Consider the following 22,890-nt stretch of genomic DNA (forward strand, 5'->3'; position numbering starts at 1 on the left):
GGGTGCAGGAATCCTTGGCAGCAGTCGGTGACGTCCGCGTCCGTCGGCACCATGCCCGGGTCGACGCGGCCCTGGCGGCACACCTGGACCGGGCCCGGCGTGGCATCGCCCATCCGGTCGAGGACTTCCTGTTCGAGTACTACTCCGAGCGGCCCGGTCGGCTCCGACAGTTCGAGCCCGGGCTGCCGAACGCCGACGTCGCGGTGCTGCGGCCACGGGTGGACGGCATCCGGTGGATCCGCGACCTGCTGGCCGCGACCGACCGCCGACCACCCGCCTTCGGCTGCTTCGGCCTGCACGAGTGGGCGATGGTCCACCGCAGCAGCCGGGTGCGGCATCGGCACCTCGGTCTCCGGTTGAGCGACGACGAGGTGGCTGCGACCGTCGAGGAGCGCGGTGTCTGGTGCACCCACTTCGACGCGTACCGGTTCTTCACCCCGACCGCCCTGCCCCACAACGACCGGGTGCTGACCCGGGCCGGGCAGCTCACCGACGACCAGCCCGGCTGCCTGCACACGACGATGGACCTCTACAAGTGGGCCGGCAAGCTGCGACCGGCGACCCCGTCGGAGTTGATCATGGACTGCTTCGACCTGGCGATGGACGTCCGGTGGGTCGACATGCGCGCCAGCCCGTACGACCTGTCGTCGCTCCCCGACCCGGGTGGACCGATCCGGACGACCAGTCCGATCATGATCGAGACCACGCCCGGTCGTGCCGAGTACGTCGCCCTGCAACGGGAGTTCGCTGACCGGGGGCAGCCCCTGCGGCGCCAACTCCTCGACATCGCCGATCAGGCGCTGGCCGTGCTTGACCTTCAGGTTGGCTGAAGCCACAGGATCATCGTCATGAACCAGATCCGCGTCATCGAGACCACCAAGACCACGAAGACCACCGAGTACACCGATCCGCTGATGACCATCGGCGCGTACGCCGAAGCCGTCGGGTTGTCGCCCAGTGCGTTGCGCTACTACGACCAGATCGGCTTGCTGCATCCCGATCACGTCGATGCCCACAATGGCTACCGCTACTACGCGACGCCCACGGTTCGCCGGGCTCGCCGCATTCGCGACCTACGGGAGGTGGACGTCCCACTGGACGTACTGCGCCGCGTGCTCGACGGTGACCCGGAACTGGCCGCAGCCGAACTGGACGAGTTGGCCACCGATCGCGAGCGCGCAGGCCTGCAGGCGGCCGCGGCCCTCCGGCGAACCGCACGCGCCCTGCGAGAAGTGCCCTCGACCGCCACCGAACCGGTACGCCTGAACGGTCCGGTGCTCGCGGACGCGCTGCGTGCCGCCGGCAGCATGGCTGCTCCGGACGAGCCGTTCGACCGTGTGCTGGTCGACCTGGACGGCGACCACGTCGACGTGGTGGCCACCGACCGGTTCCGGATGTTCACCCATCGGATCCCGGTGCCGCCGGGTCACGGTGGCCACGGCCGACTGGGAATCCCGCTCAGCCGGCTCGCCGACGCAAGCGACTGGCTCGACGGGGTCGACCACGTGGTGATCATCGCCGAGGACGGGGAGCTGCGGCTCACCGACGATGATCACGACACCGACGACCACGACGACACCGACCATGATCATCTCCCGGTCGACCCCGCCGACATCTCCGGGTTTCCCGACCACACACAGTTCCTGAGTGCGTACGCTTCCCGCGACCACCGCCTGCTGCTCACCCGCGGGGCCGTTCTCACGGCACTGGCCACCGACGACGAGTTCATCGGTCTGGCGATCGACGCCGGAGGTGCCACGCTGGCCGGCGCCCGGGTGCCGGGGCGGGTCCTCGGTGCCGAACCAGGGACCGAGCTGCGGTTCACCACGGCGTTGCTCCGGGAGGCCGTGACCGCCATGCCCGGTGATCAACTGCTGGTGCTGTTCGGCGACACCGTCCGTCCGGTGCTGCTGCAGGCCCCGGCCGCCCCGGGTCGAAACGTCGTGATCATGCCCGCCCGCCCCGAGACCGCTGACTCAGTGCCGGTCGATGCCCATCGGTAGCTCGTCGACCGGCCAACCGAGCAGCCGGACCGCGCTGTCGAAGGCGAACCGGTCGGTCATGCCACCCACGTACGCGACCGCTGCGCGTACGGCCTCGGCACCACCGGGGTGAACCGCGACCGGCCACGGAATGTCGGTCGGCCGAGCGGCGTAGTGCTCGACCAACGCCTGCAGGATCTTGATCACCGCACGCGACTGCGCCAGCGAGGCAGGGCGGGTGTAGATCCGCTCGTAGTTGAAGCGCCGCAGTGACGACAGGGCGCCGGCGAGTTCGGGTTCCATCCCGACCCGGTTGGTCCGCACGGTCGCGCTGATCACCCCGCGGATGAACCTCGACAACTGGGTCCGACGGTCACGACCACACAGCTCGGCGACGTCGTCGGGGAGGTCCCGCTCGGCGACGATGCCGGCGTGCACGGCGTCCTCGAGGTCGTGGGCGCAGTAGGCGATCCGGTCCGCCCACGACACCACTTCACCCTCCACCGTCTCCGGTCCCGGCCGCGACCACGAGTGGTTGCGGATGCCGTCGAGGGTCTCGCGGCACAGGTTGAGCGGCGCCAGCACGACGTCGGCCCCCCACGGGCCGTGGTCGTAGCCCTCGGGCAGGTACGGGTCGAAGGCGTCCTCGCTGGCGTGTCCGCCCGGGCCGTGGCCGCAGTCGTGGCCCAGCGCGATCGTCTCGGCGAGGGTGGCGTTGGCGCCGATCCCGCGGGCGATCGAGGTGGCCACCTGTGCGACCTCGATCGCGTGGGTCAGCCGGGTGCGCTGGTGGTCGTTGGGGTAGACCACGACCTGGGTCTTGCCGGCGAGCCGGCGGAACGCGGCCGAGTGCACGATCCGGTCGTGGTCGCGTTCGAAGCAGGTCCGCTCCGGGTCCGGCTCCTCGGCGACCGCCCGGTCCCCGGCCCCGTGCGCGAGGGTCGCTCCTGGCCGCAGGGTCGCGGCCTCCTGCTCCTCCCGGGCGCGTCGATCGTTCACCGTCCCCACGTCGATCCAGCCGGCCGAGTCGGCATGGGCGCGGACCAGGTCCTCCCCCGTGTGCCCGGTCATCGTCGCCGCCCACTGGCGGGTCCGCTCGCTGGGCGCTCGCTGCTCCTCCACGAGCACACTGTGCCACGGGCCGTTCCGTGCCGGGCGGCCTGTGGCCGCCATCGACCAAGGTCCAACACGACATCGGAGAATTTGTAGGACTGGACAGAATCCGTGGCAGTTGCCCGGTCACGGCCCGGTAACAGTGCGGGCGGAGGACTTAACTGGCATCGTCAGCACGTGTCGAGCAGCATGAACAACCCGTCTCCGGGCAAGGCCGTGGCCATTTCGCGTGTCGCGATCGTCAACCGGGGCGAGGCCGCGATGCGGCTGATCCACGCCGTCCGTGACCTGAACGCCCGCGGAACGGCCGCTCCGATCCGGACCATCGCACTCCACACCGACGTCGACGCCACCGCCGCTTTCGTCCGGGAGGCCGACGAGGCCCACCTGCTCGGCCCGGCCGCCGCTCGCCCGTACCTCGACCTCACCGTGCTGGAGCGGGCCCTGGTCGACACCGGCGCCGACGCGGTCTGGGTGGGCTGGGGCTTCGTCGCCGAGGACCCGGCGTTCGCCGACCTGTGCGCCCGGCTGGGCATCACCTTCATCGGACCGTCCGCCGACGCGATGCGTCGGCTCGGCGACAAGATCGGCTCGAAGTTGATCGCCGAGGAGGTCGGGGTGCCGGTCGCCCCGTGGAGCCGCGGCGGGGTCGACACCCTCGAGGCAGCGCTCGCCGGCGCCGACGAGATCGGCTATCCGTTGATGCTCAAGGCGACCGCCGGCGGCGGCGGCCGAGGGATCCGCAAGGTCACCTCGGCCGCAGAACTGTCCGACGCCTACCAGCGCACCCGTGACGAGGCCGAGCGCGCGTTCGGCAGCGGCACCGTCTTCCTGGAGAAGCTCGTCACCGGTGCCCGGCACGTCGAGGTGCAGGTGATCGCCGACGCACACGGCACCGCCTGGGCGGTCGGCGTCCGGGACTGCACGGTGCAGCGTCGCAACCAGAAGGTGATCGAGGAGTCGTCCTCCCCCCTGCTGGACGCCGACCAGACCGCCGAGTTGCGGGCGTCGGCGGAACGGCTCGCCCTGGCCGTCGGGTACGTGGGCGCCGGCACGGTCGAGTTCCTCTACCACCCGGGGTCGAAGAGCTTCGCCTTCCTCGAGGTCAACACCCGGCTCCAGGTGGAGCACCCCATCACCGAGGTCGTCACCGGCCTGGACCTGGTCGCCTGCCAGCTCATGGTCGCCGCCGGCCGCCCGCTGGTCGGCGACCGACCCGATGAGCGCGGTCACGCCATCGAGGCGCGACTCAACGCCGAGGACCCCGATCGCGACTTCGCCCCCGCACCGGGACGCATCGCACGCCTCGAGTTCCCTGCCGGGCCTGGGATCCGGGTCGACACGGGGGTCACCGAGGGGGACACGATCCCGGCCGACTTCGACTCCATGATCGCCAAGATCATCGCGTACGGCGCCAGCCGCGAGGAGGCGCTCGCACGGCTGCGGCGAGCGATGCTCGAGACCACCGTCGTGATCGAGGGCGGTGCCACCAACAAGAGCTTCGTGCTCGACCTGCTCGACCAGCCGGAGGTGACCAGCGGCGAACCGGTCTGGGCCGACACCGGATGGGTCGACCGGGCCCGCGGCGAGGGACGACTGGTCGCCGAGCAGCACGCCGGGATCGCGCTGGTCGCCTCGGCGATCGAGGCGTACGAGGAGGACGAGCGGACCGAGACCGCCCGCTTCCTCGACACCGCCCGCGGTGGTCGCCCGCAGGTGCAGCACGAACCGTTCCGCTCGATCGAGCTCAAGCTGCGCGGTGCCACGTACGCGGTCACCGTCGGCCAGATCGGTCCGCGGCGGTACGAGGTGACGCTCGCCGACGGGACCACTGACCGTACGGTCGAGGTCTCGATCGACCGACTGGACGAGGTGCACGCGCGGCTCAAGGTGGCGGGCGAGGTGCACCGGCTGGTGACCGCGACCCACGGCACCGTGCACCTGGTCGAGGTCGACGGCATCACCCACCGGGTGAGTCGTGACGAGGGTGGCGTGCTGCGCTCCCCCGCTCCGGCGCTGGTGATCAGCACCCCGCTGGCGGTCGGTGACGAGGTGTCGGCCGGGGCGCCGGTGCTGGTGCTGGAGTCGATGAAGATGGAGACGGTGCTCACCGCGCCGTTCACCGGCCGCGTCCGCGAACTCCTGGTCCGCACCGGGACCCAGGTCGAGACCGGCGCCCCGCTGCTGCGCCTCGAGCCCACCGTCGACGACGAGGCAGCACCCACCACCGCCGGACCGGGCGTCGATCTGCCGACCCCGACCGCGGAGCCGACCCCGCTGGCCCGCGGCCGGACCGCGCTGACCCGGTTGCGCGAACTGCTGATGGGCTTCGACTGCACCCCTGGTGGACGGGGGACCGTGCTGAACGGCTACCTCGACGCCCGGGTCGACCTGGCCACCGCCGGGGTGGACGTGTTCGCCGCCGACAGCGAGTTGCTCGGCCTGTTCTGCGACTTCGTCGAGCTCACCCGCAACCGACCGGCCCGCGAGGAGTTGCACACCGAACTGCGGGTGCACAGCTCCCGGGAGCACTTCCACACCTACCTGCAGGGTCTCGACCCGGACCGTGGTGCGCTGCCCGATCAGTTCCGCGACAAGCTGCTGCGGGTGCTCGGCCACTACGGCGTGACCAGCCTCGACCGGTCCCCCGAGCTCGTCGAGGCGGTGTTCCGCGCCTTCCTGACCCAGCAGAACGGTGGCGACGTCGACGTGGCGGTCGGCATCCTGCAGCACTGGGCCGCCGAGACCCCGCCGACCGGGGACGACGCCGTACGGGCCCGGGCCCTGTTGGACCGGCTGGTCCGCGCCACCCAGCTCCGGTTCGCCGTGATCGGCGACCTGGCCCGTTCGGTCCGGTTCCGCTGGTTCGACCAGCCGACCGTGGACGCCGAACGTCGCAGCGTGCTGTCCTCGGTCGCTGCTGAGGTGGAGGCGCTGACCGACCCGACCGCACCCGACCGGGCGGATCGGATCGACGCGCTCACCAACATCCCCGAACAACTCGTCGGCTTCCTGCGTGACCGGCTCGCCGACGGGCTGCCCGAGCACGAACCGCTGCTGGAGGTGCTGATCCGGCGCCACTACCTTGAGTGGGCGCTGCGGGACCTCACCGTCACCTCGGTCGCGGGCCGGCCGGTGGTGCACGCCGAGTACGTGCTGGACGAGACGGGCCCGACCCGCGTGGTGTCGACGCTGGGCGACATCAGCGAACTGGAGTCGGGCACCGCGCTGAACGACGCGATCAACGGCGCCCTGTCCGACACCGTGGACAACGTCGTCGAGATCTACCTGCGTTGGCCCGACCCGCCGGCCGACCAGCAGGCCGTGGCGGCGCGGCTGGCCGACCTGTTGCAGCGTCAGGCGTTCGTCCGCGGTACCCGGCGGGTGTCGGTGGCCGTCTGTCCCCTGCTGGACCGTCCGGTGGACTACGTCACGTTCAAGACCAACCCCGACCACTCGCTCACCGAGGACGAGTTGGTGCACGGCTTCCATCCGATGGTGGGCCGCCGGCTCAACCTGTGGCGGCTCAGCGAGTTCGACGTCACCCGGTTGGACGCACCCGACGACGTGCTGCTGTACGAAGCGGTCGCGAAGGCGAATCCCGCCGATCGGCGGCTGATCGCGATGGCGCAGGTCCGACAGCTCGCGGTGATCAGGAACGAGGCCGGTGACGTGGTCAGCCTGCCGCACGCCGAGCGTGCGGTGGAGCACTGCCTGGAGGCGATCCGACGGGTACGGACCGCGCGCGGCCGCGCCGGCAGCCGGCTCGACGTCAACCACGTGTGGGTGACGGTGTGGCCGCCGATCGAGGCCGACGTCGACCAGCTGAAGGCGTTGCAGGACAAGATCACCCCGCTCAGCGAAGGTGCCGGCCTGGAGGAGGTGTTGGCCCAGGGCCGGGTGTTCGCGCCCGACGGGTCGATCCACCCGATCGCGATCCGGTTCCACTCCCGGCCGGGTCGGGGTGTTGTCGCCGACCTGGTCGACCCGCCGACCGAACCCTTGAAGCCCCTCGACGACTACGCCATGAACGTGCTGCGGGCACGGCGACGCGGCCTGGTCTACCCGTACGAACTGGTGCCGGTGCTCGCCGGTGCCGGCGGCAGCCTGGTCGAGTACGACCTCGACGACACCGGCAAGCTGGTCCCGGTGGACCGGCCGTTCGGCCACAACACGGCGGGCATGATCGCCGCGGTGGTGACCACGCCGACCCCGCTGCACCCGGACGGGGTGACCCGCGTCGCACTGTGCGGTGACCCGACGAAGTCGCTGGGGGCGCTGTCGGAGGCCGAGAGTGCGCGGGTGATCGCCGCCCTCGACCTGGCCGACGACCTCGGCGTCCCGGTCGAGTGGTTCGCGGTGTCGGCCGGCGCCCGGGTGTCGATGGACTCGGGCACCGAGAACATGGACTGGGTCGCGGCCGCGCTGAAGCGGATCGTCGAGTTCACCCAGGCCGGTGGCGAGATCAACGTCGTGGTGGCCGGCATCAACGTCGGCGCGCAGCCGTACTGGAACGCCGAGGCCACGATGCTCATGCACACCAAGGGAATCCTGGTGATGACGCCCGACTCGGCGATGGTGCTGACCGGCAAGCAGTCACTCGACTTCTCCGGTGGTGTGTCGGCCGAGGACAACTTCGGCATCGGTGGGTACGACCGGGTGATGGGTCCCAACGGACAGGCGCAGTACTGGGTGCCCGACCTGGCCGGCGCGTTCGGGGTGCTGATGTCGCACTACGAGCACACCTGGGTGGCCCCCGGTGAGTCCGGTCCGCGTCGCGCGCCGACCGAGGACCCCGCCGATCGCGACGTGTCACCGTACGACCATGCCGAGGGCGACTTCAGCACGGTCGGCGAGATCTTCTCCGCCGACAAGAACCCCGACCGCAAGAAGCCCTTCGACATCCGTACGGTGATGCGCGCGGTCAGCGACCAAGATCATCCGATGCTCGAACGCTGGGCCGGGATGGCTGATGCCGAGACCGCCGTGGTGACCGATGCGCGGCTGGGTGGGTACCCGGTGAGCCTGATCGGGATCGAGTCGAAACCCGTTCCCCGACACGGTTTCCCGCCCGCCGACGGACCCGACACCTGGACCGCCGGGACGTTGTTCCCCCGGTCGTCGAAGAAGGTCGCACGCGGCATCAACGCCGCGTCCGGCAACCGCCCCGTCGTCGTGCTGGCCAACCTGTCCGGCTTCGACGGGTCACCGGAGTCGATGAAGAACCTGCAACTGGAGTACGGCGCCGAGATCGGCCGAGCGATCGTCAACTTCGACGGCCCGATCGTCTTCGTGGTGATCTCGCGCTACCACGGTGGTGCGTTCGTGGTGTTCTCCAAGCGGCTCAACCCGCAGATGACCGTGCTTGCCCTGGAGGGTTCGTACGCCTCCGTGCTCGGTGGCGCCCCCGCCGCAGCAGTAGTGTTCGCCTCGGAGGTGGCGAAGCGTTCTGCGGCAGATCCGCGCAACACCGCACTGCAGCAGCGCATCGACGCCGCCGCAGCTGATCAACGTGGCGAGCTGATGGTCGAGCTGACCGAACTGCAGGCGGAACTGCGGGCGGAGAAGATCGGCGAGATCGCCGCCGAGTTCGACGGCGTCCACAGCATCCACCGTGCGGTGGAGGTCGGCTCCGTCGACGAGGTGATCACCGTGGCCGAACTGCGGCCCAAGATCATCTCGGCGATCGAAAGGGGACTGTGACGCGGGCCTGACTCCCTGCACACCCCGCGACACCGGATCGGTCGTTCGCGGGGAGCTGCACGCCGCAGCGGAACGACGGAAGCGGGACAGATGGAGACACTACTGCAGATCTGCAGCATCGACTCCACAAATTATGCACGTGGGGTGGCCTGAGACCTGATTGCGACGCTCAGCCGTTCACCTGCGCCAGCAGGTCCGTGATCACCTGCTCCACCTCGGCCCGTTCGGCCTGGTCACCACTCAGCCTGATCAACTGGACCGTCCGGTCAACGGTCAGGGTCGCCCACCAGGGCTTGTTGATCTTCACCTCGACCGGACTGGCAGCCGCGGCCAGGGCACGAAGCATCGCCACGGATCCTTGGCGGAGTTGGGGATCCTCGATGTCTTGGGTGTGCGGCGCCACCTCCCACTGCCAGCCATCCATCTCCCGCAGCATGATGTCGCGGGCGACCGCGGGCAGCATCGGCGCCGTTGCCGCCGCCACCGGGAGGTTCGGCGCCTGCGAGCCGCGGCGGATCGACACGGTGAACGTCGCCTCCTGATCAACCGTGGCGCGGCGGATCAACTGGTTGTCGAGGCCGACCACGGGTGCGGTCAGTGCGGCCTCGTCGATGAGGCTCCACTCGGCCTGGACGAGCTCGCCGGTCGCCACGGTGTGGGCACCGCGGTCGACCTCGGCCAGCGCGGCCTCGAACTGTGCGGTGACCGTGTCCTGATCGATCCCGGCCAGGCCCAGCAGGAGTTTCGCCCGACCGAGCTGCTGGGTGAGCCTCGCCACGAGGACGGCCCCCGACAGATCGTCCGGCATGGTCAGGCCGTTGACCGTGGCCTGCACCTCCTGGGCGGTTGCCAGCACCTGCTCCGGGGTGCGTGACATCTCGCCGACGAGTTCGATGGTGACCTTGGGGGTTTCGGCGAACGGCTTGGCGACCCTGACCTCGGCATCGGCGACACCGTCGATCTGCGGCAACCGTTCGCGCAGTCCGTCGACGAACTCGCGTTCGGCGGCGGTGGACCCCGAGCAGCCGGTGACTCCGAAGGCTGCCAGTCCGACAGCACCGACTCCCGCGAGCCCGCGGAGGATCGTACGCCGAGATGAAAGGGTCACCGGACGATTCTGCCAGTCCGCTCAGCCGCCGGAGATCCCGATCTCCGCGTCGGCCAGGTCGAGACCACAACCGCCGGTCTCGGAGTCGAGCCAGCCCTCGGGCAGCACGACCTTGCCCTTCGGGCTGCCCTGCCGGCCGCGCGGTGAGCCGAGTTCGGTCTCGGGGAACGGCACCGTCGGGTCCAGCTGACCCAGCAGGTCGTCCAGCTCGGCCAGGCTCGCGACGGTCGCCAAGGTTCGCCGCAGGTCTCCGCCGACCGGGAAGCCCTTGAAGTACCACCCCATGTGCTTGCGCAGGTCCATCAGCCCACGCAACTCGTTCGACAGCCCGATCAACAGCTCGGCATGCCGACGAACCGTCGCGGTCACCTCCCCCAGGCTCGGCAACGCCCTCGACGTGCGCCCGGCGAACGCATCGGCCAGGTCGCGGAACAGCCAGGGCCGACCGAGGCAGCCCCGGCCGACGACCACACCGTCGACACCGGTCTGCTCGACCATCGACAGCGCGTCGGAGGCCTCCCAGATGTCACCGTTGCCCAGCACCGGGATCGACACGTGCTGCTTCAGCTCCGCGATCGCGTCCCAGTCGGCGGTCCCCGAGTACGACTGCCGGGCCGTACGACCGTGCAGTGCGATCGCGGCGACACCGGAGTCCTCCGCGATCCGGCCGGCATCCAGAAACGTCAGGTGCTGCTGGTCGATCCCCTTGCGGGTCTTGCAGGTCACCGGGACCCCGTGCCGTGCGGCGGCCCGTACGGTCGCTCGGAGAATGGCGGCCAACAGGTCCCGCTTCCACGGCAGGGCGGCTCCCCCGCCCTTGCGGGTGACCTTCGGCACCGGGCAGCCGAAGTTCAGGTCGACGTGGGCGACCCCGAACTCACTGCACAGGATGTCGGTCGCCTCGGCCATCGTGGCGGGGTCGACCCCGTACAACTGCACCGACCGGATCGTCTCGCCCGGGTCGAACTGCAGCATCGACATCGTCTTGGAGTCGCGCTCGATCAGTCCGCGGGAAGTGATCATCTCGCACACGTACAGGCCGGCGCCCTGCTCGCGGCACAGCTGCCGGTACGCAGCGTTGGTGATCCCGGCCATCGGCGCCAGCACCACCGGGGTGTCGACGACGACGTCGCCCAACCGCAGTGGCGGGGCCACGCGGTGGGTCGCATCGTGCTCTGCTGTCAGGACGGCCACCGGTCGAGTCTACAGACCTCCACCTCCGAGACCCCGATCCCGGACCCGTACGGCGTCCCGATCAGCGCCGCGGTTCGCCGGGCGACCCGCCGGGCGCATCGTCGGGACGCGGGCCCGACCAGCCCGACCAAGTCCCGCTGGACATCGAGCCGCTGCTCAGGTGGCGCCCGCCGGAGCCTCCCGGTCCGCCCGCAGCTCCCGGCCCGGAGCCCGACGCCCCGTCCGACCGACGCAGGTGCAGCCCCACCCCGCCGAAGACGAGCCCGAACACCAGGGCCATGCCACCCAACATCCACGGCACCCAGGCCGCGTTGCCGGAGATCTTGGCCTCCAGCGGATTGTCCGGGTTGTACTGCACGTCGACGGTGTCGCCGACCGTCCACGGTTCACTCGTGCTCAGCCCGGAGGTGAACGTGTACGACTGGCCGTCGGCGGCGGTGAACTCGATCTGCGGCCTGTACATCATCCGGTCGCCGCGACGGTTCCGGTCGTTGCGCCGGTCGCGGTCGTTGTCACGATCGACGTAGGTCTCCACGTGGACGACGACGCCTTGCGCGTGCGGCCAGCTCGCCTGCTGCACGTTTCGTACGGTCAGCCCGACGGCGACCGCACCCAGCACGACGAACAGGACGATCCCGATGACGAGGAACAGAGTCCCCATCGTCTTGGTCGACGCCATCCGCCTCGTCGACCCCGGCCCGCCGGTCGACCCGGTCACGTGGGCAGGCATGCTGTCAGCAACCGACCAGTCGCTGGGCCAGGTAGGACTCCACCTGACCGATCGCCACCCGCTCCTGCGTCATGGCGTCCCGCTCCCGGATCGTCACCGCATCGTCCTCGAGGGTGTCGAAGTCGACGGTGATGCAGTACGGGGTGCCGATCTCGTCCTGCCGTCGGTAGCGCCGGCCGATCGCCTGGGCGTCGTCGAACTCGACGTTCCAGTGCTGGCGGAGCTGGGCGGCGAGGTCCCGCGCCTTCGGCGACAGGCTCTCGTTGCGCGACAGCGGCAGCACCGCGGCCTTCACCGGGGCGAGCCGCGGGTCGAGCCGCAACACGGTCCGCTTGTCCACGCCACCCTTGGTGTTGGGGGCCTCGTCCTCCACGTACGCGTCGACCAGGAACGTCATCAACGAGCGCGACAGCCCGGCCGCCGGCTCGATCACGTACGGCGTCCACCGCTCGTTGGTCGCCTGGTCGAAGTAGCGCAGGTCGGTGCCGGAGTGCTTCGAGTGCGCCGTCAGGTCGAAGTCGGTGCGGTTGGCGATGCCCTCCAGCTCACCCCACTCGTTGCCGGCGAACTGGAAGCGGTACTCGATGTCGACGGTGCGCTTGGCGTAGTGCGACAACTTCTCCTGCGGGTGCTCGAAGTGGCGCAGGTTGTCGGGGTCGATGCCGAGCCCGGTGTACCAGTTGGTCCGCTCGTCGATCCAGTACTGGTGCCACTCCTCGTCCTCACCGGGCTTGACGAAGAACTCCATCTCCATCTGCTCGAACTCCCGGGTCCGGAAGATGAAGTTGCCCGGCGTGATCTCGTTGCGGAAGCTCTTGCCGGTCTGCGCGATGCCGAACGGCGGCTTGCGACGCGAGGTCTGCACCACGTTGGCGAAGTTGATGAAGATGCCCTGGGCGGTCTCCGGCCGCAGGTAGTGCAGCCCGGACTCGTCCTCGATCACGCCGAGGTGGGTCTTCAACATCATGTTGAACTCGCGAGCCTCGGTCCACTGGCCCCGGGTGCCGCAGTGCGGGCACGCGACGTCGGCCATCGCGATCGAGTCCGGATCGTCGATCCCCTTCTTGGCGGCCAGCGCCTCCTGCAGGTGGTCCTGACGGAACCGCTTGTGGCACGAGGTGCACTCGGTGAGCGGATCGCTGAAGGTGCCGACGTGTCCGGAGGCGACCCAGGTCTCCTTCGGCAGGATGATCGACGAGTCGAGCCCGACGACGTCCTCACGGCCGGTCACCATCGACTTCCACCACTGCCGCTTGATGTTCTCCTTGAGCTCCACCCCCAGCGGCCCGTAGTCCCAGGCCGACCTCGTACCGCCGTAGATCTCACCGCAGGGGAAGACGAATCCCCGTCGCTTGCACAGGCTGATGACGTTGTCGATGCGGCTGGTCGGGGCCACGGTCTCACTCCAGACATGACAGGGGACGGACACCCGGCTGGCGCCCGTCGGACGACCCAACCCTACGCTGGGGCCCATGATCGTGCTCACCCGGTTTCGGGTCACCGCGGACCGGACCGACGACTTCCTCGTGCGGGCAGAGGCTGCGGCCGCGGTGCTCCGGGCCAGGCCGGGGCTGTTGAGCCTCGACCTGGCCCGCAACGTGGATGATCCCGACCTGTGGACGTTGACCACCCGATGGGCCGACGTCGGGTCGTACCGCCGGGCCCTGTCGGGTCTGGAGTCGAAGATGGTGGTGGTCCCGATGCTGTCGGAGGCGATCGACGAACCCACGGCGTACGAGGACCCCGCGTTCGTCGGGGACAATGTTCCGCGGGGCGAGTGACCGGCCCGCCCCACGTCCTGAGGAGCACGATGACCGACCAGCCCCAGAGCATCCGCGGTGAGATCGAGCGGATCAGCCGCCCCGTGCTGCTGAGGCTCACCTCGCTGCCACGCCCGATCGTGCCGTTGCTCACCGTCGCCGTGCTGGCGGTCGGCGTCCTGGCCCCGATCCCCGTCGCGATGGTGGCGCTCGCCGCGGTGATGCTGTGGATGGCGTGGCTCGCCTACCTGGCGTGGCCGGCCGTCGGTGCCGGCGGCAAGGCCGTCCGGGTCGCCACCGTGCTGCTGCTGGGCGTGGTCGCGGCCGTCCGCTTCACGAGCGGGACCTGACGCCCACCCCACCCGAAGTCCGCCCCGGCGATGTCATCCGGGTTTGACACCCGGACCTTCGTTAATGAAAATGGTTCTCATGCCAAAGACACTGCGTCTGTTCCCCGTGCTCGTCGCCACGATCGCCCTCCTGCTCAGCAGCGGCTGTGCCCCGGACGCCGGCGGCGGCGCAGGCTCCGGCCGGCTCCAGGTCGTCGCCGCGTTCTACCCGCTGCAGTTCCTCGCCGAGCGGGTCGGTGGCGACCACACCGAGGTGACCTCGCTCACCGAACCCGGTGTCGAACCCCACGACCTCGAGCTGACCCCCCGTCAGGTCGGGTCGATCGGCTCCGCCGGCCTGGTGGTCTACCAGTCCGGGTTCCAGGCGTCGGTCGACGAGGCGGTCGCGCAGTCCGGCAACGAGCAGACCCTCGACATGACGACCGTGGTGCCGCCGGTGCCGGTCACCGAGCACGAGGGGCACGAGCACGGGGGCCACGAGCACGAAGAAGAGGGCCACGAGCACGAGGGCGAGGGTCACGAGGAGGAAGGGCACGAGCACGAACACGAGCACGGCGACATCGACCCGCACGTCTGGCTCAACCCGACGAACATGATCACCATGGCCGAGGCGGTGTTCGCAAAGCTGAGCGAGATCGATCCGGACAACGCAGCCGCGTACGAGGCGAACCTGGCCGCCCTGCGGACCGAGCTCACCGGCCTGGACACCGAGTTCAGCACCGGACTGGCGACCTGTGAGCGCCGCGAGTTCATCACCTCCCACGCCGCCTTCGGCTACCTGGCGAGCGCGTACGACCTGACGCAGATCGCGATCTCGGGCCTGAGCCCCGACGCCGAGCCCTCCCCGGCCCGGATCGGTGAGGTGCACGCCGCCGCCAAGGAACACGGCATCACCACGATCTTCTACGAGACCCTGGTCTCCCCCGCCGTCGCCGAATCCATCGCCGGCGACCTGGGCCTGAAGACCGCTGTACTGGATCCACTCGAGGGCATCACCCCCGACTCCCGCGGATCGGACTATGTTGCGGTCATGAAGTCGAACCTGGCGGCACTGCAGGCGGCCAACGGATGTCAGTGACCCCCGTCCTGGCCGCCGAGGACCTGCGCGTGGTCCTCGGCGGCGGCCTGCCCGTGCTCCGCGGCGTCACCGCCGAGGTGCTGCCGGGCGAGGCGGTCGCCCTGCTGGGCGGCAACGGATCGGGCAAGTCGACGTTCATCCGCGCCGCACTGGGCCTGGTGCCGATCCAGCACGGACGGATAACGCTGTTCGGGACACCGCAGCCGCAGTTCCGCGCCTGGCACCGGATCGGCTACGTACCGCAGCGCACCAGCGCCTCGCTGCGCGGCGCGACCGTACGGGAGATGGTGATGTCGGGACGACTCCCCCTCCGCAAGCCGTTCGTCCCGGCCGGTGCTGCCGACCGGGATGCCGTCAACCGGGCCCTCGTCCAGGTGGACCTCGCCGACCGCCGCTCCCATGAGGTCGCCAACCTGTCCGGCGGACAGCAGCAGCGGGCGCTGATCGCCCGCGCCCTGGTGTCCGACCCCGACCTGCTGATGTTGGACGAGCCGACCGCCGGGGTCGACCTCGAGCACCAGCAGATCCTGGCCGACCTGATCCAGCAGTTGATCACCGGCGGCCGTTCGATGCTGGTGGTGATGCACGACGTCGGACCGCTGAGCTCGGTGATCGACCGCTCCCTCACCATGCGCAGCGGCCGGATCGCCAACGTCGAACCGCCCCCCGCCGAACACAGCCATGATCATCACCATCCCGACGACCCCACGGCCGAGGACGAGGGACTGCTGCCGGGTCGGCTGATCGGGGACAACCATGTTTGAGATGTTGAGCATGCCGTTCATGCAGCGGGCGCTGCTCGCCGCCCTGCTGACCGGGCTGCTGGCACCGTCCATCGGCACCTACATCGTGCAGCGGCGACTCAGCCTGCTGGGTGACGGGCTCGGCCACGTCGCCATCGCCGGCGTCGGCCTGGCGTTCATCACCTCCACCTCCCCGTTGATCATGGCGGTGGTGGTGGCCGTCCTGGGTGCCCTCCTGATCGAGACCCTGCGCCAACGTGGACAGGCGTCGGGTGACGTGGGCCTCGCCATCCTGTTCTACGGCGGACTCGCCACCGGCGTCCTGCTGGCCGGTGCCGCCGGGGCCGGCACCGGCACCCTGTCGCAGTACCTGTTCGGATCGCTCACCACCGTCACCGGGGACGACCTGGTGCTGATCATGGTGCTCGGCGCGATCGTGCTGATCCCGGCGATCGGGCTGGCACCACAACTGTTCGCGGTGTGCAGTGACGAGGAGTACGCCAAGGTGCTCGGCCTGCCGGTCCGGTTCCTGAACTACCTGATCGTGGTGCTGGCCGCGATCACGGTGACCCTGGCGATGCGGACCGTCGGCCTGTTGCTGGTCAGCGCGCTGATGGTCGTCCCCGTCGCCGCCGCGCAGAACGCGGTCCGCGGCTTCCACAAGACGATGCTCACCGCGATGGGCGTCGGCGCGGTCGCCGCCGTCGGCGGTGCCGTCGGTTCCTGGTACGCCGACCTCGCCCCCGGGGCCCTGATCGTCGTGGTCGCGATCGCCGTGTTCGTGATCAGCTGGCCACTCGGCAAACTGCTGCGGCGACGCCGACAGCAGGCAGAACTGCCCGACGAGGGTCCGGTCGCCGCCCACCAGACCACCCCGACGCATCCGCACGTGCACTCCCCCGACTGCGAACACCTCGCCGTCCGGCACGGCTCACACGTCGACTACGTCCACGACGGACACCTGCACGCCGAGCACGGCGACCACTACGACGAACACTAGTGGCGGAGCCGACTGAGCGCGTTCGCCAGGCTCGCCGCCATCGGATGACCGTCCTCGGTGCCGACCCACTCCGGGGCGGGCCCGTCGGCCTCCAGCCACAGCCAGACCAACCGTTCCCCGCGGGTCGCCACCCCCCAGGTCCCGACATGATCGACATCACCGGTCCGCCAGGTCAGGTCGAGGTACCTCCCCTGTCCCAACGGGCTGTTCAGGGTCTGCACCTCCGACTGCTCACCCGACAGCCGCTGACCGCACTGCTCGGCGTCGGCCATGATCATGTCGGCGGCCGCGCGGGCGTCCGCCTCGCTCGGGTAGCTGAGCACGTACGCCACCCCGCGACCCGGGCCGGGCTTCAGCTCGAACGTCCGGCCCATCCCGCTGCCGGCGGCCGGTGGTCCGGCGGGGGTCCACGTCTGGCACGGTGCGGCCGGCTCGGCGGGCAGTTCGGCGAGGTTGTCCTTCACGCGCCACTGCTGGCCCGGCCACACCAGGTCACCGGAGGTGGGCAGGTTGGCCGCGGTCACGGCCGGCCCTTGCTCAGGGCTGGGGCGGGTCGTCTCGCTGGGTGGGGTCGACGTGACCGGCGAGGACTCCGCCGGCGTCGGCTGCGTCGAGGACGGCGGCGGTGTGGGGGGCTGCGGTGGCGGGTCTGCACCGGGGCCGCCCCGGACCACCCACACGACGACACCGGCCACGACGCCGAGCACGATCACGATCGCCAGGACGCCGATCACGATCGCGACGCCGCTGAGCCGGGTCGACGGCTGTTGCGGCCCCGGGTCGGGATACATCGGCTTCGTTCTCCTTGCTGATCCGGCCACCGACGATGTCGGCTCGCCCCATCGTCGCACGCCGACGGTCGAGGACGGCCGCGCAGGGTGGACGCGGCCGGAATGGTGCCGGTGGTCGGATTATGGTGCGTGCATGCGTGTGCTGCTCGTCGACATTCCCGACATCCTGTTCGGTCCGCTGCGAGAGTCGCTGGGTCGCGCCCACGACGTCGACGCGCTGACCGCTGACCTCCTCGACACCGAACTACCCCACGCCGAGGGGTACGACCTGGTGGTCCACGGCCTCGGGCAGGGAAGCGACGAGGACGACCAGATCCTCCGCTCCACCCTCGGCACCTGGAACCTGCTGCAGTCCATGCGTGCGGGCCGCTACCTCCAGCTGTCGTCGATGCGCATCCTCGCCGGTTACGACGACGGTTGGGCGGTCCGGGAGTCCTGGCTCCCCCGCCCGGAACTGGACGGCACCTCGCTGGCCGTCCACCTGGGTGAGATCACCGGGCGCGAACTGAGCCGCAACCGCGCCGTCGCCACCCTGGCTTTGCGCCTCGACGAGGTGGTCGACGCCGACCGGTTCGCAGCAGAGGACGTCGATCCCCGCTGGTTGCACGTCGACGACGCGGTGTCGGCGATCGTCACCGCCGCGACGGTCCCGCTGCCGCAGTCGCTGCCGGCCGGCAGCTGGAAGCCGCTCCACATCGTCCGCGGTGACGGTCGCTACGAGCTGGTCGCGGCCGCCGCCTCACCGTTCGGCTGGGCTCCGAAGCACCTGCACCCGCAGCAGTCCTCGGTGCCGGTGCCGCAGTGGCCCGCCACCCCGCAGCCGGTGACCGACCTGCCGCCCAGCAACCGGATCACGGTGTACGGGGCGGGCGGTCCGATGGGTGCGGCCACCGCGGTCGAGTTCACCGAGCGAGAATTCGTACGGCTCACCGACCTGAAGTCGATGGCCGAGTTGGCGACCCGGGCACCACAGTCACCCGGTGCCCCGTTGCCGTCCCCGCCGAGCGCCCCGCACGAGGACGTGCCCGTCGACATCACCGATCTCGCGCAGGTCCGCGCGGCCGCCGCCGGTGCCGACTGCCTGGTCAACCTGTCGGTGATGCGCAACGACGTCGGCCTCGCCTTCCGGGTCAACCTGCTCGGCGCCCGCAACGTGATGCTCGCTGCGGTCGACGAGGGCATCCGTCGGGTGGTGCACACCGGCCCGACGCTGGCGATCGCACCGTTCCCGATCGGCAGCGACCACGACCGCCGGGTCGACGGCACCCAGAACTTCCGTGCCGGCGACTGGGTCTACCTGATGACGAAGCTGCTGGGCCAGGAGGTCGTCCGGCTGTTCGCCGAGCGGCACCAGATCGCCGCACCGGTGCTGCTGTACAACGGATTCTCCGCGAACAACCCCGACACCGAGACCCGTCGCGGTGGGCAGAAGGTCGCCTTCGTCGTCTCCTGGGCCGACTCGGCCCGCTCGGTCGCCGCGGCGGCCGACGTGACCCGGCTCCCCGAGCCCAGCCCGGTGGTCAACGTACTGGCGCCGAGCCCGCACGACCACTACACCGTTGACCGGGCCCGCGACGTCCTGGGCTGGGAGGCCAGCGACCGGCTCGACCGCGCCTGGTACGCGGCCGGGGTCAGTCTCGACTGACCAACGGCAACGACCGGAGCGCCCGCTCCAGGTGCCAGGTGGTGTAGGCGGCAACCAGTCCGCTGGCCTGCCGCGACACCCGTTCGGGCGCGTCCCGGGTCGCCGCCCAGTCTCCGGTCAGCAGCGCAGCCAACAGGGCCAGCGTCGCCGGATCGGGTCGGGCACAGCCCGGTGGGCGACAGCCGGCACACACCACGCCACCCATCGACGGGGTGAAGCTGTCGTGCGGACCGGTCAGTCCGCAGCGGGCACAGTCGTCGAACGACGGCGCGTACCCGGCGATGGCCAGGCTGCGCAGCAGGTACGAGTCGAGCACCATCGTCGCCGGCCGCGGGCCGTCGGCGGTGCCGTCGTGCAGCACCCGCAACGCGCCGACCAGCAGGCCGAACTGCTGGGTGGCGGGCTCGCGTTCCTCGCCCACCACCCGGTCGGCGGTCTCCAACATCGCCTGGCCTGCGCTGTAGCGGCCGAAGTCGTGGGTGAGCGGCTCGCCGTACGCCCGGATCGACTCGGCCTGGGTGATCACCGCCAGCGTGCGTCCGTCGACGAACTGCAGGTCGACGTGGCTGAACGGCTCCAGCCGGGCACCGAACTTCGACGAGGTCCGCCGTACCCCCTTGGCGACCGCGCGGACCTTGCCGTTGCGGCGGCAGAGCAGGGTGATGATGCGGTCCGCCTCACCCAGCTTGTGGGTGCGCAGGACCACCGCATCGTCCCGGTGAGTCGCCATCGGGCCATTGTCCTCCTTCGATGGGTACGATCCCATCGTGGCTCGCCGACGGTACCGATCTCCCGAACCGCACCCCAGTGGTGCGCGACCTCCCGCACTGAAGCAGGCCCAGGTGCCCAACCACGTGGCGATCGTGATGGACGGCAACGGCCGCTGGGCCAAGCAGCGGGGGCTGCCCCGGACCGACGGCCACGCCCGCGGCGAGGACAGCCTGTTCGACGTGATCGAGGGCGCCATCGAGATCGGCGTGAAGTACCTGTCGGCGTACGCGTTCTCGACCGAGAACTGGTCGCGGTCGCCCGAGGAGGTGCGCTGGCTGATGGGCTTCAACCGTGACGTGATCCACCGCCGACGTGATCAACTCGATGCGCTGGGGGTCCGGGTCCGGTGGGCCGGCCGGCGACCGCGGCTGTGGAAGAGCGTGATCAGTGAGCTCGAGGACGCCGAACGGCGAACCGTCGACAACGACGTGCTGACCCTGCAGTTCTGCGTCAACTACGGCGGGCGGGCCGAGATCGTCGACGCCGCCCGGGCCATCGCGCAGGCCGCCGTCGACGGGCGTCTCGACCCGGCACGCCTGTCGGAGAAGCGATTCCGGGCGTTCCTCGACGAGCCGGACGTCCCCGACGTCGACCTCTTCGTCCGCTCCTCGGGCGAACAGCGGACCTCGAACTTCCTGGTGTGGCAGTCGGCCTACGCCGAGATGGTGTTCCTCGACCGACTCTGGCCCGACTTCGACCGGCGCGACCTGTGGCGGGCGATCGAGCAGTACGTACACCGCGACCGGCGCTTCGGTGGTGCGGTGCCCAACCCCGTCGACGACAGGACCTGATCATGAACACCGGACGGACCAGGTACGCGGTGGTGGGAGCCGGCAACCGGGTCGAGATGTACCTGCGGGCCATCACCACCGAGCACCGGACGGTCGCCGAGCTGGTCGCCCTGCTCGACACCAACCCGGGCCGGATCGACCACCACCTGGCAGCCCTCGACGGCGTGGCCGAGGTGGTGACCGGCGGACCGGACCGACTGGAGGCCGTGATCGGTGACCACCGGGTCGACCGGGTCATCATCACCACCCCCGACCACACCCACGCCGACCTGATCGCCCGCAGCCTGCACGCCGGGGCCGACGTCGTCGTGGAGAAGCCGCTCACCACCGATCCGGCCGGGGCCAAGCTGATCACCGACGCCGTCGCCGCCACCGGCCGCGAGGTGGTCACCACCTTCAACTACCGCTACTCGCCCCGCAACAGCGCCCTCAAGCAGGTGATCACCGACGGCGACATCGGCACCGTGCTGTCGGTCACCTTCGAGTGGCTGCTCGACACCCGGCACGGCGCGGACTACTTCCGCCGCTGGCACCGCGACAAGATCGACTCCGGCGGACTGCTGGTGCACAAGGCGTCCCACCACTTCGACTTGGTCAACTGGTGGCTCGACGACGTGCCCGAACGGGTGTACGCCAGCGGCGGCCTGAAGTTCTACGGCGACGCCAACGCCGACCGGTACGGCTTCGCCCACCCCCACCCGCGCGGCACCCACGACGACCCGGACCGCACCCCGTTCGAGCTGGACCTGCGGACCGACCCGCGGCTGGCAGCGCTCTACCTCGCCAACGAGCACCACGACGGCTACCACCGCGACCAGGACGTGTTCGGACCCGGCATCACCATCGAGGACACCCTCGCGGTGGTCGTCAACTACACCGGTGGCCCGGTGCTCAGCTATGCGCTGCACGCGCACGCGCCATGGGAGGGCTACCGGGTCTCGGTGAACGGAACCGCCGGCCGGGCCGAGCTGGAGGTCATCGAGGCTGGTCGACCGAAACGACACCGCCTCACCGTGCAGCGGCACTGGGACGACCCGTACGACGTCACCATCCCCGAAGGCCGCGGTGGCCACGGTGGCGGCGACACGCTGCTGCTGTCCGACCTCTTCGTCGGCCCGGGTGACGATCCGCTGGCCCGCCCCGCGAGCTGGCGCGACGGGCTGCGTGCCGCATCGGTCGGGATGGCCGGCAACGAGTCACTGCGGACCGGGTCTGCGATCCGGATCGGCGACCTGGGCCTCGAAGGCTGACACCCACTGCGCCGCGGTGAGGTCACGCGGAAGGTGGCGAGCCGTGACGCCCACCGCCGCGGCCCACCGATTGACCGCCCGCTTGGGGACCCCGGCCCTTCGCAGGATGTCGGGGACCCCACGCCCGGGACCACTGAAGACCCGCTTCACGAACGCCTGGTAGCGGTCGCGATCACTCACCCACGGGGCCGGGCGGCGGGTCAGGTGGAGGACTCCCGCATCCACCGACGGTCGCGGTCGAAAGGCGCTGCTGGGGACCCGGGTGACCAGGTCGGCCTCGAACCAGGGCCACCACTGGGCGGTCAGCAGGGTGGCACCGCCGACCCCGGCGCGTTTCCGTGCCACCTCCCACTGGGTGATCAGCACCGCCTGGTTCCAGTGCGGTGTCCGTAGTAGTCGCCGCATCACCGGGGTGGTGATGTGGAAGGGCACGTTGCCCACCACGACGTGCGGCCTGCTCGGCGCCCGGTGGCGCAGGATGTCGGCCGCCACGACGTCGACGCGGCGGCCGAATCGTCGTCGCAGGGTGGTGACGTGTCGCGGGTCGACCTCCACGGCCGTCAGTGGTCGCCGCAACCTGACGAGGTGGCCGGTCAGCGAGCCGTCGCCGGCAGCCAGCTCGACGATCGGACCATCGGTCGTGGCGACCAGGCTGGTGATGCGGGTGAGGATCCGGTGGTCGACCAGGAAGTTCTGGCCGAGTTCGTGGGGTCCGGGTGAATGTTGGGGTACACGGGACAAGGCAAGGCTCCGCTCAAGCAAGGTGGAGCCGGCGCACGCGCCAAGGGTGCCGCGCCGGCGGGGCCGGGTGCGGCGGAGCTACGGTCAGGTCAGCCCGCCGTCAGGCGCGGCGGGGCCGTGCGACACACATCGCTGCGGAG

General features: G+C 70.3%; 19 protein-coding genes. 11 read left to right on the forward strand and 8 right to left on the reverse strand.

What is annotated here, in order from left to right:
- Window positions 1-2 precede the first annotated feature (2 nt).
- Window positions 3-830, forward strand: coding sequence for a 3-methyladenine DNA glycosylase (locus tag ACQBAU_RS12225; protein WP_465256416.1), 828 nt, complete (start codon window positions 3-5; stop codon window positions 828-830).
- 18 nt (window positions 831-848) lie between these two features.
- Window positions 849-2,003, forward strand: coding sequence for a MerR family transcriptional regulator (locus ACQBAU_RS12230; protein ID WP_434550708.1), 1,155 nt, complete (start codon window positions 849-851; stop codon window positions 2,001-2,003).
- Here ACQBAU_RS12230 and ACQBAU_RS12235 read toward each other — a convergent pair.
- Window positions 1,977-3,053: an HD domain-containing protein gene (locus ACQBAU_RS12235; RefSeq protein ID WP_434550781.1), complete on the reverse strand. Its 1,077-nt coding sequence runs from the start codon at window positions 3,051-3,053 to the stop codon at window positions 1,977-1,979. The two genes, ACQBAU_RS12230 and ACQBAU_RS12235, sit on opposite strands and share 27 nt — an antisense overlap.
- A gap of 231 nt (window positions 3,054-3,284) precedes the next feature.
- On the opposite strand from ACQBAU_RS12235, the gene ACQBAU_RS12240 reads away from it, so the two are divergent.
- On the forward strand, window positions 3,285-8,798 hold the full coding sequence (locus tag ACQBAU_RS12240; RefSeq protein WP_465256482.1) for an ATP-binding protein: 5,514 nt from the start codon (window positions 3,285-3,287) through the stop codon (window positions 8,796-8,798).
- A gap of 169 nt (window positions 8,799-8,967) precedes the next feature.
- Here the strand turns inward: ACQBAU_RS12240 and ACQBAU_RS12245 are convergent, their stop codons facing one another.
- The 4 genes from ACQBAU_RS12245 to ACQBAU_RS12260 all read right to left on the reverse strand — a co-directional run bounded on the left by ACQBAU_RS12245 (window position 8,968) and on the right by ACQBAU_RS12260 (window position 13,226).
- On the reverse strand, window positions 8,968-9,906 hold the full coding sequence (locus ACQBAU_RS12245) for a hypothetical protein (RefSeq protein WP_465256415.1): 939 nt from the start codon (window positions 9,904-9,906) through the stop codon (window positions 8,968-8,970).
- A 21-nt stretch (window positions 9,907-9,927) separates the two neighbouring features.
- Window positions 9,928-11,001 carry a tRNA dihydrouridine synthase DusB gene (gene dusB / locus ACQBAU_RS12250; RefSeq protein WP_465259509.1) on the reverse strand — a complete coding sequence of 358 codons (1,074 nt, stop codon included), beginning with the start codon at window positions 10,999-11,001 and terminating at the stop codon, window positions 9,928-9,930.
- Window positions 11,002-11,161: 160 nt separating this feature from the next.
- The gene (locus tag ACQBAU_RS12255; protein WP_434550711.1) at window positions 11,162-11,779 is read right to left on the reverse strand and encodes a DUF3592 domain-containing protein; all 618 of its coding nucleotides are present in this window, start codon (window positions 11,777-11,779) and stop codon (window positions 11,162-11,164) included.
- A 55-nt stretch (window positions 11,780-11,834) separates the two neighbouring features.
- Complete coding sequence (locus tag ACQBAU_RS12260) at window positions 11,835-13,226, reverse strand: glycine--tRNA ligase (protein WP_465256414.1); 1,392 nt, start codon at window positions 13,224-13,226, stop codon at window positions 11,835-11,837.
- A 76-nt stretch (window positions 13,227-13,302) separates the two neighbouring features.
- On the opposite strand from ACQBAU_RS12260, the gene ACQBAU_RS12265 reads away from it, so the two are divergent.
- The 5 genes from ACQBAU_RS12265 to ACQBAU_RS12285 all read left to right on the forward strand — a co-directional run bounded on the left by ACQBAU_RS12265 (window position 13,303) and on the right by ACQBAU_RS12285 (window position 16,761).
- The gene (locus ACQBAU_RS12265; protein ID WP_434550713.1) at window positions 13,303-13,611 is read left to right on the forward strand and encodes an antibiotic biosynthesis monooxygenase family protein; all 309 of its coding nucleotides are present in this window, start codon (window positions 13,303-13,305) and stop codon (window positions 13,609-13,611) included.
- Window positions 13,612-13,640: 29 nt separating this feature from the next.
- Window positions 13,641-13,940 carry a DUF6703 family protein gene (locus ACQBAU_RS12270; protein WP_465256413.1) on the forward strand — a complete coding sequence of 100 codons (300 nt, stop codon included), beginning with the start codon at window positions 13,641-13,643 and terminating at the stop codon, window positions 13,938-13,940.
- A 79-nt stretch (window positions 13,941-14,019) separates the two neighbouring features.
- On the forward strand, window positions 14,020-15,018 hold the full coding sequence (locus ACQBAU_RS12275) for a metal ABC transporter substrate-binding protein (protein WP_465256412.1): 999 nt from the start codon (window positions 14,020-14,022) through the stop codon (window positions 15,016-15,018).
- Window positions 15,009-15,782: a metal ABC transporter ATP-binding protein gene (locus ACQBAU_RS12280; protein WP_434550716.1), complete on the forward strand. Its 774-nt coding sequence runs from the start codon at window positions 15,009-15,011 to the stop codon at window positions 15,780-15,782. Before ACQBAU_RS12275 ends, ACQBAU_RS12280 begins: the two co-directional genes overlap by 10 nt.
- 1 nt (window position 15,783) lies before the next feature.
- Window positions 15,784-16,761, forward strand: coding sequence for a metal ABC transporter permease (locus ACQBAU_RS12285; protein ID WP_465256411.1), 978 nt, complete (start codon window positions 15,784-15,786; stop codon window positions 16,759-16,761).
- Here the strand turns inward: ACQBAU_RS12285 and ACQBAU_RS12290 are convergent.
- Window positions 16,758-17,552, reverse strand: a complete 795-nt coding sequence (locus tag ACQBAU_RS12290; protein ID WP_434550718.1) for a hypothetical protein — start codon at window positions 17,550-17,552, stop codon at window positions 16,758-16,760. The genes ACQBAU_RS12285 and ACQBAU_RS12290 overlap by 4 nt on opposite strands.
- A 133-nt stretch (window positions 17,553-17,685) precedes the next feature.
- On the opposite strand from ACQBAU_RS12290, the gene ACQBAU_RS12295 reads away from it, so the two are divergent.
- On the forward strand, window positions 17,686-19,197 hold the full coding sequence (locus ACQBAU_RS12295; protein WP_434550719.1) for an NAD-dependent epimerase/dehydratase family protein: 1,512 nt from the start codon (window positions 17,686-17,688) through the stop codon (window positions 19,195-19,197).
- Here the strand turns inward: ACQBAU_RS12295 and recO are convergent.
- Complete coding sequence (gene recO, locus ACQBAU_RS12300; RefSeq protein WP_434550720.1) at window positions 19,184-19,927, reverse strand: DNA repair protein RecO; 744 nt, start codon at window positions 19,925-19,927, stop codon at window positions 19,184-19,186. The two genes, ACQBAU_RS12295 and recO, sit on opposite strands and share 14 nt — an antisense overlap.
- A 37-nt stretch (window positions 19,928-19,964) precedes the next feature.
- On the opposite strand from recO, the gene ACQBAU_RS12305 reads away from it, so the two are divergent.
- Both ACQBAU_RS12305 and ACQBAU_RS12310 read left to right on the forward strand, forming a co-directional pair.
- Window positions 19,965-20,759, forward strand: coding sequence for an isoprenyl transferase (locus ACQBAU_RS12305; protein ID WP_465256410.1), 795 nt, complete (start codon window positions 19,965-19,967; stop codon window positions 20,757-20,759).
- Between the two features lie 2 nt (window positions 20,760-20,761).
- A complete protein-coding gene (locus tag ACQBAU_RS12310) occupies window positions 20,762-22,009 on the forward strand; it encodes a Gfo/Idh/MocA family oxidoreductase (protein ID WP_465256409.1) in 1,248 nt (415 codons plus the stop codon).
- On the opposite strand, the gene erm is transcribed toward ACQBAU_RS12310, so the two are convergent.
- Entirely contained in the window at window positions 21,956-22,750 is a 795-nt protein-coding gene (erm, locus tag ACQBAU_RS12315; RefSeq protein WP_465256408.1) for a 23S ribosomal RNA methyltransferase Erm, read from the reverse strand. The two genes, ACQBAU_RS12310 and erm, sit on opposite strands and share 54 nt — an antisense overlap.
- Between the last annotated feature and the right edge of the window lie 140 nt (window positions 22,751-22,890).

The sequence above is a fragment of the Carbonicoccus niuqiaonis genome, assembly GCF_050157065.1.
GTDB lineage: Bacteria > Actinomycetota > Actinomycetes > Propionibacteriales > Propionibacteriaceae > Avipropionibacterium.

Coding starts and splice junctions, on each gene's coding strand:
- ACQBAU_RS12230 (WP_434550708.1), top strand. CDS start 849: ATGAACCAGATCCGCGTCATCGAGACCACCAAGACCACGAAGACCACC.
- ACQBAU_RS12235 (WP_434550781.1), bottom strand. CDS start 3,053: ATGACCGGGCACACGGGGGAGGACCTGGTCCGCGCCCATGCCGACTCG.
- ACQBAU_RS12240 (WP_465256482.1), top strand. CDS start 3,285: ATGAACAACCCGTCTCCGGGCAAGGCCGTGGCCATTTCGCGTGTCGCG.
- dusB (WP_465259509.1), bottom strand. CDS start 11,001: ATGGCCGGGATCACCAACGCTGCGTACCGGCAGCTGTGCCGCGAGCAG.
- ACQBAU_RS12255 (WP_434550711.1), bottom strand. CDS start 11,779: ATGGCGTCGACCAAGACGATGGGGACTCTGTTCCTCGTCATCGGGATC.
- ACQBAU_RS12265 (WP_434550713.1), top strand. CDS start 13,303: ATGATCGTGCTCACCCGGTTTCGGGTCACCGCGGACCGGACCGACGAC.
- ACQBAU_RS12270 (WP_465256413.1), top strand. CDS start 13,641: ATGACCGACCAGCCCCAGAGCATCCGCGGTGAGATCGAGCGGATCAGC.
- ACQBAU_RS12275 (WP_465256412.1), top strand. CDS start 14,020: ATGCCAAAGACACTGCGTCTGTTCCCCGTGCTCGTCGCCACGATCGCC.
- ACQBAU_RS12280 (WP_434550716.1), top strand. CDS start 15,009: ATGTCAGTGACCCCCGTCCTGGCCGCCGAGGACCTGCGCGTGGTCCTC.
- ACQBAU_RS12285 (WP_465256411.1), top strand. CDS start 15,784: ATGTTGAGCATGCCGTTCATGCAGCGGGCGCTGCTCGCCGCCCTGCTG.
- ACQBAU_RS12290 (WP_434550718.1), bottom strand. CDS start 17,552: ATGTATCCCGACCCGGGGCCGCAACAGCCGTCGACCCGGCTCAGCGGC.
- ACQBAU_RS12295 (WP_434550719.1), top strand. CDS start 17,686: ATGCGTGTGCTGCTCGTCGACATTCCCGACATCCTGTTCGGTCCGCTG.
- recO (WP_434550720.1), bottom strand. CDS start 19,927: ATGGCGACTCACCGGGACGATGCGGTGGTCCTGCGCACCCACAAGCTG.
- ACQBAU_RS12310 (WP_465256409.1), top strand. CDS start 20,762: ATGAACACCGGACGGACCAGGTACGCGGTGGTGGGAGCCGGCAACCGG.